Raw genomic sequence first — 13,573 nt, 5'->3', positions numbered from 1 at the left:
CTAATTCACCTCGCTTGCCATGACAGTCAAGGTATCAGAGATCTCTTGGAACATCTGACGTTCTGTCTTCTCTCCACGGTAGATTTGGTTGTAAAGAATGCCGTCTTTGATAAAGAGCACACGTTTTGCCCTGCTAGCTGCCGCTGTTGAGTGGGTTACCATGAGAATGGTTTGGCCACGCTCATTGATTTCATCAAAGACATCAAGTAAGGCTGCAGATGATTTGGAGTCAAGTGCCCCTGTAGGCTCGTCCGCAAGGAGAATTTCAGGTTCTGTGATGATGGCGCGGGCTACTGCTACACGCTGTTTCTGCCCACCTGAAATCTCGTAAGGATACTTCTCTTGCAATTGGTTGATCCCCAGATTCTCAGCTGTCACCACCAATTTCTTCATCATTTCCGTAATGGGTCTTCTTGACAAGACAAGCGGAAGCAAGATATTGTCCTTAACAGACAGAGTATCTAGCAAGTTAAAGTCTTGGAAGACGAAACCCAACTTTTCACGCCGGAAACTCGAAGCCTGTGAATTTTTGATGGTTGCGGTATCTGTTCCGTTCAGGTAAACCTGACCACGACTTGGTTTGTCCAGCATAGCTAGGATATTTAGAAGAGTGGATTTACCAGAACCAGACTCACCCATGATAGCAACGTAGTCGCCCTTTTCTACGGTAAAGTGAATATCCTTGAGGGCCTCTACTTGGTTGCCCTGAAAACGAGTTTTATAAATTTTTTGAACGTGTTTTACATCTAAAAGTGTCATGAGAATCTCCTTTCTTAATATCCCATCAAATGAAATGTCTCTTGCATCATAGCGCATCCCAGTTGAACACGCTCGATATCTTTATGGCTTGGTTTTCTTGTTTTCTTCTGTAAGATTTGTTTCATGATGTTACTCCTTTGTTCTTTATGAGTCTAGTTTACATCAAAAAAAGACCGCTTGCCATAACCTAACCTTACAAAAGAGACTTTAATCTTACATTTTTGTAAGATTGGGGGAAATGTAAGCAAAATTACTTAGAAAATAATTTGATTTCCTATTTTTAAAATTGTAAAATATAAGTGTGAAAAGGCTTACTTTGAAAAGGAGGGAATCGAAAATTATTACTCTAGTAAGCTTACTTCGATGAAACACCATTCAATTTAACACTTGTAAGTCGTTCTAAGCATCAGGAAAGAAGGTGCGCTTTAATGAAACATAAAGAACATATACTCATCGGAATTCTCTATCTCCTCTCCCCATTCATCGGTCAGCTCTTAGTTGAAAAAACATACTTTATCGGTACAGAATTTACAGGTACTGCTTATGTTGTTTGCTGGTTATCAGTTGTTATCAGCATCCACCATTTTTCAAAAACTGTTTTCTCTCAGCAACAAAAAGTAGATTAGAAACATGAGTTCAAAAACATGATTTTATACTCTTCTAAAATCTCTTCAAACCACGTCAACGTCGCCTTGCCGTAGGTATACGATACTGACTCTGTCAGTTCTATCCACAACCTCAAAACAGTTTTTTGAGCAGCCTGTGACTAGTTTCCTAGTTTGCTCTTTGATTTTCATTGAGTATTAGTTTGTATATGAAGCTGGGAAAATCTTATTAAAAGTAAAAAAAGCTTTAAATCAAACAGTTTAGACTATTGATTTAAAGCTTTTTGCTTATTCCAAATCTTCTGTAGAACCTCACAAAAACGGCTCTATGACTTTTGAGGTATAGTTCAACTATAAGAGATAATAGTCTTTTGGTGGTATTTACACTATATAGAAATCAAAAAGCAACTCGCGCCTATGTCACCTTACATTCAATCTATTACTAACTTTCTTATCTCTATATTCAACCCTACCTAGTTTTTTATTAAGGATTGGAAGCGAGTTCTTTTTGATTTTCTTTCAGCAGACTTCAAGATTTGTCCTATCCAGAGGATATCTTTTCTTCACCCCCACAATGACTAACAAATGGCTTTTCTTTACTCTACAACTGCTTCAGCGATTTCTTCACGACTAATACCAGCGAAGTAGCGTGTAATATCAATTGTTTCTAGTGCTTTAAGGACATCTTCGCGTTCGTATTTCACTCCACGAAGGACATCTTCTACTGCAGCAACGTCTTCGATACCAAAGAAGTCACCATAAATCTTGATGTCTTGGATTTTTGATTCGAGAACATTAGCAAATACTTCCACCTTACCACTAGTGAATTTGGTTCCACGACGGACGTTAAATTCAGGTGATTTACCGTAGTTCCAGTCCCAAGTTCCAAACTTGGTGTCCTTGATACGATTGATTTCAGCCAATTCTTCCTCAGAAAAAACGTATTCTGTCATTTCAGGGTACTCTTTTTTCATGTATTCCAATAGTAAATCACGGAATTCTTCGACAGTGATTTTTTCTGGTAATTCATTGATAATATTGGTTACGCGAGCACGGACGGATTTCACACCTTTTGATTCAAATTTATCCTTTGAAACCTTGAGGGCGTTAGCAAGGACTGACAAATCAACGTCAAAGAGCAAGCAACCATGATGCATGATACGACCATTGATATAGGCTTGGGCATTACCACAGAATTTCTTACCGTCGATTTCTAAGTCATTACGGCCTGTGAACTCAGCTTTAACCCCAAGTTGAGCTAGTGTATTGATAACTGGCGTTGAGAAGCTCTTAAAGTCAAAAGCCTTGTTTTCATCTTCTTTTGAGATGATCGTGTAGTTTAGGTTATTTAAATCGTGGTAAACAGCTCCACCACCGCTGATACGGCGGACCACCTCAATGCCATTTTCGCGAACATAATCCCGGTTGATTTCTTCGATAGTGTTCTGGTGACGACCAACAATGATAGATGGTTTGTTAATCCAAAGCAGGAAGATTTGATCCTCATCCAAAAGGTGTTTAAAGGCATATTCTTCCAAGGCGATATTAAAGGCAGTGTCGTTTGAATGATTGATAATATATTTCATGATATCCCTTTATACGATAGAGACTGGAAAACATCTTTCCAGTCTAATCTATCTTTCTTTTATTTTTTCTTAGGTGAGTGGATGGCCATTCCTAGAACATCCGCAAATGCTTCATACATCACTTCAGAATAGGTTGGGTGTCCGTGGATAGTCTTCAACATTTCTTCTACAGTGATTTCCATTTCGATGATGCTTGACGCTTCATTGATCAACTCTGCAGCTGCAGGGCCAATGATGTGAACACCAAGGATTTCCCCGTATTTCTTGTCTGCAATGACTTTAACAAATCCTTGAGCAGCATCTGATGCAATGGCACGACCATTAGCAGCAAAGTTGAATTTACCAATTTGGACATCATATTTCTCACGAGCTTGTTCTTCTGTTAAACCAACTGCTGCTACTTCAGGAAGTGTGTAAATAGCTGCAGGAGTCAAGTTCAATTTAGCAACATGGTGATTTCCTTTAAGGGCATTTTCAGCGGCTACTTCACCCATACGGAAGGCTGCGTGAGCCAACATCTTGGTACCATTGATGTCACCTGGTGCATAAATACCAGGAACAGAAGTTTCCATGTACTCGTTAACCTTGATACGACCACGGTCTAACTCGAACTCTACTTCACCAATTCCTTCGAGGTCTGGTACACGACCGATTGAAAGAAGAGCTTTGCTTGCGATAATATCGTCTTTTCCTTCAATCTTGATACGAAGTTTACCATCTTCTTCGATGATTTCTTGCAGTTTAGTACCAGTCAAGATAGTCATACCTTTTCGTTCAAGAATCAAGCGAAGATTCTTAGAAACTTCAGCATCCATAGCTGGCACGATACGGTCCATCATTTCAATAACAGTTACCTTAGAACCAAATGTCATGAAGGCTTGACCGAGTTCAATACCGACAACTCCACCACCGATGATAACAAGGCTTTCTGGAACTTCGTTAATTTCAAGAATGTCATCACTTGTCATGACAAGTGATGATTCCATACCAGGAACGTTAATCTTGCTGACTTTTGAACCACCAGCAAGGATAATCTTCTTAGTTTCAAGCAATTCTGAACCATTTACCAAGACATTCTTGTCTTTAGTGATGGTTCCAATTCCTTTATGAACAGTAACTCCATAGCTACGAAGAAGTCCTGCAACACCACCAACAAGAGTATTTACAACTTTAGACTTAGTTTCTAAAAGTTTTTCCATATCAACAGTGAAGTTAGGATTTTCAATCACGATACCACGATTTGCAGCATGACCGATGTTTTCGATAATTTCAGCGTTGTGAAGATAGGTCTTAGTTGGGATACAGCCACGGTTCAAGCAGGTTCCACCAAGTTCAGATTTCTCAACAAGGGCAACCTTACCGCCGAGTTGGGCGGCTTTAATGGCTGCAACATAACCAGCAGGACCTCCACCAATCACAACAATATCAAAGGCATCATCGCTCTTACCATCATCATTTGAAGCACTTGCTGCAGGTACTGGGCTAGCTTCTGGCACTGCTGATCCAGCTGTTGGGATGTTTTCCCCTTCTTCTCCAAGGTAACCGATAACTTCCGTTACTGGAACAGTTTCACCATCTCCTTTAAGGATAGCAATCAAGTAACCATCTTCTTCGGCTTCCAATTCCATGCTGACTTTGTCAGTCATGATTTCCAAAAGGATTTCTCCTTCTTTTACAAATTCTCCGACTTTTTTATTCCATTGGACGATTTGTCCTTCTGTCATATCCACGCCGGCTTTTGGCATAATTACTTCTAAGGCCATGTCTTCCTTCCTTTATCTATATCTTAAAAATGAATACTCTTGCTCTTAAATCAACATTGAGATTGGATTTTCAATCAAGGCTTTCAAGTCTTTCATAAACTTAGCACCAGCCATACCATCCACAACACGGTGGTCAATGGTTAATCCTAGACTCATGATTGGGCGAATCACAATCTCACCATTGACGACAACTGGCTTCTCAATTGTCGAACTCACACCAAGGATAGCTGAGTTTGGTTGGTTAATGATAGGACCAAAGGACTGAACGCCAAACATTCCCAAATTACTGATAGTAAATGTTGAATTTTGCAGTTCGCTTGGAGCTAATTTACCATCCAAGGTACGGCCAATGACGTCTTTGAAGGCTACAACCAAATCTGAAAGGCTCATCTTCTCCGCATTGTAAACAACAGGTGTCATCAATCCATTATCCATACCAACTGCCATGGCAAGGTTGACGTAATTATGAGTAATAATTGTCTTGCCATCTTCTGTCAATGAAGCGTTGATGTAAGGGTGTTTCATAAGAGTTTTAACAACTGCAAGTGAAAGAAGGTCTGTTACAGTAGTCTTCTTCCCAGTTGCTTCCATGATTGGCTCCAGAACCTTCTTACGAAGTGCCAACATTTCAGTCATATCAACTTCATAGTTGAGCGTGAAGGTTGGTGCAGTTAGGTAAGATTCAACCATACGTTGGGCAATAACCTTACGCATTGGTGTCATTGGAATACGCTCAATTTCACCGTATGGTGTTACATTATCAGGAACTTCTTCCATTTTTTCGATCTGAGCAGGAGACTTGATGGTATCGTTTTCGATATTTTCAGGAAGCAAGGCCAAAACGTCCTTCTTCATAATCTTACCACGATGACCCGTTCCTTGGATTTCCTGCCAAGCAATATTATGTTCGAGGGCAATTCGTTTTGCAAGTGGCGAAATGCGAACCACGTTTGTGTCTTTATAAGTTTCCACGTCTTCTTTGTGGACACGACCGTTTGCACCTGAGCCAGAAACGTCGTAGAGGTTGATCCCTAGATCATCCGCTAACTTTCTAGCTGCAGGAGTCGCTCTTAGCTTGTCATCAGCCATGACCTCTCCAATTCTATTTATGATACTAAGGGCGTAAAAAATCAAAGTGAAAATAGGAAACTTGACAAAGAAACTTTAGTTTCTAGGAAAGTTTATCTTTTTCACACAGACTCTAGCCCGAGTTCAACTCTACAAGCAACTTGGATACAACACGTATCTCAAGTTGCTACGGTTGCCGCTATTAGGCGGTCAACCTAGTAGACTGACTAATTCATTCGTCGAATATTATCGATTCGACTCTCTCATGTCGCAACTCTTTAAATCACTTGGATACAACACGTATCTCAAATTACTACGGTTGCCGCTATCAAGCGGTCAACCTAGTAGACTGACTAAATCTTTCATCGGTTATTATCGAACCAACTCTTCTTGTGATAGGATGCGATGTTTACATAATTTATCTTATGCAATACTATTCTTTGTTATAAGTTTTTCGGATGGCATCTTTGATGCTTTCAACTGTTGGAATCATTGCATTTTCTAGGTTTTGCGCATAAGGCATTGGCACATCTTCTCCTGCGCAACGACGGATTGGTGCATCTAGGTAGTCAAATGCTTCTGACTCTGAAATAATTGCTGAAATCTCTCCGATATAGCCACTTGTTTTATGGGCGTCGTTAACCAGAACAACCTTACCAGTCTTCTTAACTGAGTTTATGATGATATCCTTATCAAGCGGAACAAGGGTACGTGGGTCAACAATCTCAACAGAAATTCCTTCTTCTGCTAATTCTTCAGCAGCTTGAACCACACGACGGAGCATTTTTCCATAAGTAACAACTGTTACATCTGTACCTTCACGTTTGATTTCCCCAACTCCAAGTGGAATCGTGTAGTCTGGATCAACTGGCACTTCCCCTTTTTGGTTAAATTCTGACTTGTACTCAAGAATGATAACAGGGTTGTTATCACGGATAGAAGACTTGAGCAGTCCTTTCATGTCCGCAGGCGTACCTGGTGCCACAACCTTAAGACCAGGAATATGAGTGAACCAAGACTCTAGAGATTGTGAGTGCTGAGCGGCAGAACCTACCCCATTACCAGCTGCGCATCGAACAGTCATTGGAACCTGACCTTTACCACCAAACATGTAACGAGTTTTAGCAGCTTGGTTGACGATATTGTCCATGGCAATAACCGAGAAGTCCATGAAGGTCATATCAACGATTGGACGAAGTCCTGTCATGGCTGCTCCTGCTGCTGCTCCAGAGATGGCAGCTTCAGAAATCGGACAGTCACGAACACGTTCTGGGCCAAATTCTTCAAGCATTCCGACAGAAGTACCGAAGTCTCCTCCAAAGACACCGACATCTTCTCCCATCAAGAACACATTTTCATCGCGACGCATTTCCTCAGACATAGCAAGGATAATGGTGTCACGGAAGGACATTGTTTTTGTTTCCATTTTATCTCTTTCTCCTTAGTCTGCGTAAATATCTTCAAATGCTGATTCAAGCGGTGGGAATGGACTTTCTTCCGCAAATTTAACAGAAGCTTCTACTGCTTCCTTGACTTGCGCTTGAATTTCTTCCAATTCTGTAGCACTTGCAATGTTATTTTCAATAAGATGCTTGCGAAGGTTTTCGATTGGATCTTTTTGTTTCCACAATTCCACTTCTTCACGCGTACGATATTTACCAGGGTCAGATGATGAGTGACCAAGCCAGCGATAAGTTATACTCTCAATCAAGACTGGTCCATTGCCACCACGAACATGGTCTACAGCTTTCTTAAATCCTTCATAGACATCGATGACGTTGTTTCCATCTTCGATGAACATTCCAGGAATTCCGTAAGCGGCGCTACGTTGATGGATATGTTCTACATTGGTCATTTTCTTGATATCCGCAGAGATACCGTAACCGTTGTTAATGCAGTAGAAAATGACTGGCAGCTTCCAAATAGAAGCCATATTTACTGCTTCGTGGAAAACACCTTCGTTGGTCGCACCATCTCCAAAGAAGCAGACAACGATTTTTCCGGTATTTTGCATTTGCTGACTGAGGGCTGCACCAACAGCGATTCCCATACCACCACCTACGATACCATTGGCACCAAGGTTACCAGCATCAAGGTCGGCGATATGCATAGAACCACCTTTACCTTTACAGGTTCCAGTGTATTTACCAAGGATTTCAGCCATCATTCCGTTTAGGTCAATTCCTTTGGCAATAGCTTGTCCATGACCACGGTGGTTTGATGTGATCAAATCGTCTGGGTTGAGAGCTAACATAGCACCCACGTTAGCTGCCTCTTCTCCAACAGAAAAGTGCGTCATTCCTGGCACTTTCCCTTTCTTTACTAATTGTGCAATTTTTAAGTCCATACGACGGATTTCTTCCATCTTACGGAACATTTCTAGCAAAAGATTTTTATCTAAAGTTGACATCTTCTTGCCTTTCTAACTTTCTTCTTACCTTACTATTTTACCGTTTTTGGAAAATACTGTCAAAGTTTTTCTAAAAGAAATTTCACAAAATAAAAAAGAAAACCCCATGAAAACAAGAGATTTTCTCATTAAGAATATTTTTTCACAAACTTTTTATCGTTTAGATTTTGCTACGGATTCAAATCTCTTCATAATCACAGTTAAACGCCAACGATAGAGAGCCCCGCTCACGATTAGACTAATAATCAAACCAATCCAGTAAGAGTACGCTCCAAAATCTGTTAGGGAATCAAATACCATAGCTACTGGGAGTGTCACCCCCCAGTAACCAACCAAACCAAGGTAAAAAGGAATAACTGTATCCTTATAACCCCGCAAAATTCCCTGAAGCGGTGCTGCAAAGGTATCTGCTAACTGGAAGAAAAGGCTGTAAGTTAAAAAACGCGCTGTCAAATTAATGAATTCTGGGTCGTTACCATAAAGACTAGCCACATTTCCTCGAAAAATGTAAAGGAATGTTAAGGTGAAACCTGCAAAAATAAGGGCTGTCCATCTTCCTAGACCAATATAGGTTTTTGCATCATCAAATCGCTTGGCTCCCACTTCATAGGAAACGACAATAGCCATAGCCGATGAGATACTCATAGGAAAGGCGTACATGAGAGTTGAAAAGTTCATAGCTGACTGGTGACTAGCGATAATCAAGGATGAGAACTTAGCCATAATCAAGCCAACCACTGAAAAGATAGCAACTTCCGCAAAGACAGTTCCCCCAATAGGCAAACCTAAGCGAACTCCTTCCTTGATTTTATCCATATTAAGCGGAATGCGTTTCTCAAGATGTAGGGCTTTGAGCTTCTCCTGTTTAAATAAAACTAGAACAGAAATTCCCAGCAAGACCCAATAAGCCAAGGAAGTACCTAAACCAGCACCAGCACCTCCCAGTTCTGGAACACCAAAGGCTCCGAAAATCAAGAGATAGTTAAATCCACTATTGAGAGGAAGTAACAAAAGCATGAGATACATGGAAAGTTTGGTCAAGCCCAGCGAATCCAGCAAGGAACGAATGACACTAAAGAGCAACAAGGGGATAATCCCGATAGATAAAAACCAGAGATAACGAACAGCTACTGCCGCCACCGGTGCTTCTAGTCCAATATGATTCAAGATTGGTGGTGCCAGGAAAAGTACCATTCCCAGCAAGAGTACAGATAGACCCAAGGCCAGATAGATGAACTGGTAAAAATCAGACGCAACTTCTTCCTTTTTACCTCGACCAAGATGGTGACCAATGATGGGCACCAGGGCTGATACAATCCCTGTCAGGAATGTAAAGAAAGGATTCCAGATACTGGTTGCCATAGACACACCAGCCAAGTCCATGGTATTGTATTGACCAGTCATAGTGGTATCTACAAAGGATGCAGAATAATTGGCAAATTGATAAATCAGGATAGGGAAAAATATCTTTAAAAATAATATAAACTTGTCTTTAAAATGATGGGTTTGGTACATATAGGCTCTCTATTCTTTTTGTTTACAGAGCAGACTCCCACCTAGTTTTGATAGACAATTTGTCCCTTACAGATGGTATATTTAATCTGCCCTTTTAAGCTTTCACCAATGAATGGTGAATTAGCTGCTTTCGAAGCAAAATGGGAGTCCACAAGACGGTCAGCCTTGGCATCAAAAATAGTAATATCTGCTGGACCATTCTCAGCCAAGTAACCTGCTTCAAAGTTATAAAGCTTGGCTGGGTTATAGGTCATCTTTTCGAGTAATTCCATCAAGCTCAACTCCCCAGCTTCCACCAAATAAGTTAAACCGAGAGAAAGAGATGTTTCCAAACCAGTCATACCAGATGGCGCTTTGGTAATATCCTCAACATTTTTCTCATCTGCATGGTGAGGCGCGTGGTCAGTTGCGATAACTGTGATGATGCCTGATTTGAGACCTTCGATAACAGCACGACGGTCTGATTCCAAACGAAGTGGCGGATTCATCTTAGCATTGCTTCCTTGTGTCAAAAGAAGTGCTTCTGTCTTAGAGAAATGCTGTGGCGCTACTTCTGCTGTGACTTGCGCACCTAGCCCCTGAGCAAACTCCACCACTTTAACACTTTCTTCCTTAGACAAATGCTGGATGTGAACATGAGCCTTAGTTGCATAGGCAATCATGACATCACGCGCCATCATAGCATACTCAGCCACTCCAGTCGCACCACAGATATGGAAATGTTCTTTAGCGATATTTTCATTAAAGCCAAGAACACCGTTCAAACCTGGATCTTCCTCATGAAGACTAATAAAGGTATTAAGCTTTTTAGCTTCTTCCATGGCTTCCTTTACAACTTTACTGCTTTCAAGCGGAATACCGTCATCAGAAAAACCAACTGCTCCAGCTTCTAAGAGTGCTTTAAAGTCAGTCAAATCTTGGCCATTAAAGTTCTTAGTAATGGTCGCAACCGTCTTAACATTGATTTTTTCCTTGGCAGCTGACTGGAGAACTTCTTGCAAAGTCTCTACGTCTGAAATAGTTGGACTAGTATTAGCCATCATGACAACCGTTGTAAAGCCACCTGCAGCGGCTGCTAGGGCACCCGTATGGATATCTTCCTTGTGGGTCTGACCAGGTTCACGGAAATGAACATGAATATCGACCAAGCCAGGAGCAACTACTAGACCAGTAGCATCAATTATCTCTGCTCCTTCTTCTTTAATCTCAGGTGCAATTTCGACAATTTTACCTTCTTGGACTAAAACATCACACACTTGATCCAAACCAGACTTGGGATCCATTACACGACCATTTTTGATTAGTAGCATCTGTTTTCTCCTTTATTCATAGAAATCAACTTGGGTATCCAACAATTTATCCCCATCATAAACAAACTTGGCTGAAAAGAAGGGTTTATCTTCTAAAAGCCACCCAACAAAGGTATGGTCACCTTCCCAAGTCGGCTTACTCAAAACCTCATCATAGGGAACCCATTCTAGCGTTCCCTCATTGCAGTCAACCAAGTCACCCTCGAACTCCGTCACCTTAAAAACATAGGTGTACCAGTCTAAATCTGGCGTAAATTCAGGAAAAGTGATAACACCTTTTAGAACTGGCTGGGCTTTAAGCCCTGTTTCTTCAAGGATTTCACGCACCGCGCACTCCTGAGGTGTCTCTCCTCTCTCTAGCTTACCCCCCACACCAATCCATTTACCCGCATGGACGTCATTTGGCTTTTTATTGCGATGAAGCATGAGTAGTTCTTTCCCGTTATCAATGTAGCAAATCGTCGCTAACTGAGGCATATTTTCTCCTTATCTAAGCCAATCAATTGGCTCTTGTCCTGTCTCTTTTAAGAATGTATTTACCTTGGAAAAAGGCTTGGAACCCCAAAATCCTCTATAAACTGACAAAGGACTGGGATGGGCTGATTCGATAATCAAGTGATGAGGATTGGTAACCAAGGCCTTCTTCTTGCGTGCATAGGCTCCCCAGAGTACAAAAACGACTGGTCTATCTAGATGATTGACCACCTGAATCACAGCATCTGTAAAAGGCTCCCATACCTGCCCAGCATGACCATTGGCCCGTCCAGCAGGAACCGTCAAACAAGCATTAAGAAGCAAAACTCCTTGTTCAGCCCAAGCTGTCAAATCATGGGACTTCTTGACCCCGATATCATCTGACAATTCTTTCAAGATATTTTGTAAGGATGGCGGAGCTGGGATAGAGTCAGGTACAGAAAAACTCAAGCCCTGCGCTTGACCTGGCCCATGATAGGGATCTTGTCCTAGAATCACCACTTTAACCTCTTCAAGCGGTGTTGTCAAGAGAGCCTGAAAAACCTTTTCCTTGGGCGGATAAACAGCCCCCTGAGCATAGACCTGCTCCATAAACTGATTGATTTTCCCGAAATAACCTTCAGGTAATTGCTCCTTAATCAAAGCATGCCAAGACGAGTGTTCCATAGCCGACTCCTTCGTTTTTACTGCCTCTATTATAGCAAAAAGTGGCTATGGAAACCACTTTTTACAGTTTATCTAAATAATCCAGCAAGTCTTGGTAAGAATGGACTTCGTAATTCGGCTGGGCTTGTGTGTGATTTTCGAGGTGATGAGGGTTGTACCAGATAGTGGCAATCCCAGCATTATTACCACCTTGAATGTCGGCGGTTAGGGAATCTCCAATCATCAGCGTCTTTTCTTTGCTAAAACCTGCAATCTGTTGGCCAATCTTTTCATAAAAGAGAGCATCAGGCTTTTGTGTTTGCAACTGTTCTGAGATAAAGGCTTGATTGAAATAAGGCGCTAGACCAGATTGAACCAAGCGCCCTGTCTGAATGGCAGTAATGCCATTTGTCGCAGCATATAGCTCATAATCTCGCTCGATGAGACTGTCCAAAAGTTCATGTGCTCCTGAAATCGTTTGTCCCTGTTTTGCGAGGTAAAATTGGTAACGTTGGGCTAGAAAACTACCATCTTTTTCCTGTCCAAAATGAGAAAATAAACGAGAAAAACGCGTGTTAACTAGCTCTTGTTTACTGATTTTCTTTTGTTCCAAGTCCTTCCAGAGAGCCTTGTTCATAGGAACGTAATAGTCTTTATAAGCCTGAATATCTGCAATCCCTTCTTCTTTTAGAAGTTGCGTCAAAGCCACATCCTCAGCAGCATCAAAATCAAGAAGAGTGTGGTCAAGGTCGAAAAGTAGAAATTTGTATGGCATTGAGTTTCCTTCCTAAGATAAATAACTTTCACTTCAGCCAGCTGTTCAATGTTAAAACTTAAAAGTAGTATAGTACCACAAAGAATAATAGTTCTAATTGATTAACTAACCCATACTATTCTAATCAAGTTTATTTTTATTATAGAAAAATCTTCTATAAATTCGAACAATAGTTAAAATACATACAAATATAATTCCCAAACATACAAATATAATTCCCAAAATAGATAACACTATTTTCACAAAACTCATTTCCGAATCTATGACATACATATGAAAAAGAGGGGCTAGTCCTACACATATATACAAAAGATAATTTATAAAGTTTATTTCACCAAATCCTGCAAAAAAATGTTTCATTTTAAATATCCCAATTTTACTTTTCGTCTTAATAATTCATTAGTAAATCTATTGGCTTCTCTTTTTTTTGAAAAATCTTGACAACAAATTTACTCCACTTAATGCTACTAAGACTTCAATGGGTAAAAAATAGTAATCCCATATCAAATGAGAAATCAGCAATGTTAAAAATAGTATACAGTCAATATAACTATTCTGAAAATACTCTGTAATTTTATAATACAGAAATACCACAACCATCAAAATGAAAACAACCATCATAATGCTATCATCCTGTCCTTAATTTATTGTCACTTTTCCATC

14 protein-coding genes are annotated in these 13,573 nt (G+C 40.6%); 1 reads left to right on the top strand and 13 read right to left on the bottom strand.

Going from position 1 to position 13,573, the window contains the following annotated elements:
* Entirely contained in the window at nt 1-759 is a 759-nt protein-coding gene (locus tag FJR77_RS03215) for an ABC transporter ATP-binding protein (protein ID WP_000173358.1), read from the bottom strand.
* A gap of 428 nt (nt 760-1,187) precedes the next feature.
* Here FJR77_RS03215 and FJR77_RS03210 point away from each other — a divergent pair, with 428 nt between their 5' ends.
* Nucleotides 1,188-1,385 (top strand): hypothetical protein, encoded by a 198-nt coding sequence (locus tag FJR77_RS03210; RefSeq protein ID WP_140832619.1) that lies wholly within the window; start codon nt 1,188-1,190, stop codon nt 1,383-1,385.
* Nucleotides 1,386-1,960: 575 nt separating this feature from the next.
* Here FJR77_RS03210 and FJR77_RS03205 read toward each other — a convergent pair.
* The 12 genes from FJR77_RS03205 to FJR77_RS10260 all read right to left on the bottom strand — a co-directional run bounded on the left by FJR77_RS03205 (nt 1,961) and on the right by FJR77_RS10260 (nt 13,531).
* Nucleotides 1,961-2,950: a lipoate--protein ligase gene (locus FJR77_RS03205; RefSeq protein WP_061759091.1), complete on the bottom strand. Its 990-nt coding sequence runs from the start codon at nt 2,948-2,950 to the stop codon at nt 1,961-1,963.
* A gap of 59 nt (nt 2,951-3,009) precedes the next feature.
* Nucleotides 3,010-4,713, bottom strand: coding sequence for a dihydrolipoyl dehydrogenase (lpdA, locus tag FJR77_RS03200; protein WP_140832617.1), 1,704 nt, complete (start codon nt 4,711-4,713; stop codon nt 3,010-3,012).
* Between the two features lie 45 nt (nt 4,714-4,758).
* Nucleotides 4,759-5,802 (bottom strand): dihydrolipoamide acetyltransferase, encoded by a 1,044-nt coding sequence (locus FJR77_RS03195; protein ID WP_140832615.1) that lies wholly within the window; start codon nt 5,800-5,802, stop codon nt 4,759-4,761.
* Between the two features lie 412 nt (nt 5,803-6,214).
* Nucleotides 6,215-7,207 (bottom strand): alpha-ketoacid dehydrogenase subunit beta, encoded by a 993-nt coding sequence (locus FJR77_RS03190; protein ID WP_000448714.1) that lies wholly within the window; start codon nt 7,205-7,207, stop codon nt 6,215-6,217.
* A 15-nt stretch (nt 7,208-7,222) separates the two neighbouring features.
* Nucleotides 7,223-8,191, bottom strand: a complete 969-nt coding sequence (locus tag FJR77_RS03185) for a thiamine pyrophosphate-dependent dehydrogenase E1 component subunit alpha (RefSeq protein ID WP_140832613.1) — start codon at nt 8,189-8,191, stop codon at nt 7,223-7,225.
* A gap of 153 nt (nt 8,192-8,344) precedes the next feature.
* The gene (pdrM, locus tag FJR77_RS03180) at nt 8,345-9,706 is read right to left on the bottom strand and encodes a sodium-coupled multidrug efflux MATE transporter PdrM (protein ID WP_140832611.1); all 1,362 of its coding nucleotides are present in this window, start codon (nt 9,704-9,706) and stop codon (nt 8,345-8,347) included.
* A gap of 41 nt (nt 9,707-9,747) precedes the next feature.
* Nucleotides 9,748-11,016 carry a dihydroorotase gene (locus FJR77_RS03175; protein WP_140832608.1) on the bottom strand — a complete coding sequence of 423 codons (1,269 nt, stop codon included), beginning with the start codon at nt 11,014-11,016 and terminating at the stop codon, nt 9,748-9,750.
* 12 nt (nt 11,017-11,028) lie between these two features.
* Entirely contained in the window at nt 11,029-11,493 is a 465-nt protein-coding gene (locus FJR77_RS03170; RefSeq protein ID WP_140832605.1) for an NUDIX hydrolase, read from the bottom strand.
* A 9-nt stretch (nt 11,494-11,502) separates the two neighbouring features.
* Nucleotides 11,503-12,156 (bottom strand): uracil-DNA glycosylase, encoded by a 654-nt coding sequence (locus FJR77_RS03165; protein ID WP_140832602.1) that lies wholly within the window; start codon nt 12,154-12,156, stop codon nt 11,503-11,505.
* A 61-nt stretch (nt 12,157-12,217) separates the two neighbouring features.
* The gene (locus FJR77_RS03160; RefSeq protein ID WP_140832600.1) at nt 12,218-12,910 is read right to left on the bottom strand and encodes a YjjG family noncanonical pyrimidine nucleotidase; all 693 of its coding nucleotides are present in this window, start codon (nt 12,908-12,910) and stop codon (nt 12,218-12,220) included.
* Nucleotides 12,911-13,030: 120 nt separating this feature from the next.
* Nucleotides 13,031-13,270, bottom strand: coding sequence for a hypothetical protein (locus FJR77_RS10265; protein WP_079114825.1), 240 nt, complete (start codon nt 13,268-13,270; stop codon nt 13,031-13,033).
* A gap of 48 nt (nt 13,271-13,318) precedes the next feature.
* Nucleotides 13,319-13,531, bottom strand: a complete 213-nt coding sequence (locus FJR77_RS10260) for a hypothetical protein (RefSeq protein ID WP_061759081.1) — start codon at nt 13,529-13,531, stop codon at nt 13,319-13,321.
* Nucleotides 13,532-13,573 lie beyond the last annotated feature (42 nt).

Source organism: Streptococcus shenyangsis (assembly GCF_006385785.1).
Classification (GTDB): domain Bacteria; phylum Bacillota; class Bacilli; order Lactobacillales; family Streptococcaceae; genus Streptococcus; species Streptococcus shenyangsis.
Note: the sequence above shows the minus strand (reverse complement) of the source record. Positions and strands in the feature narration are given on the sequence as shown.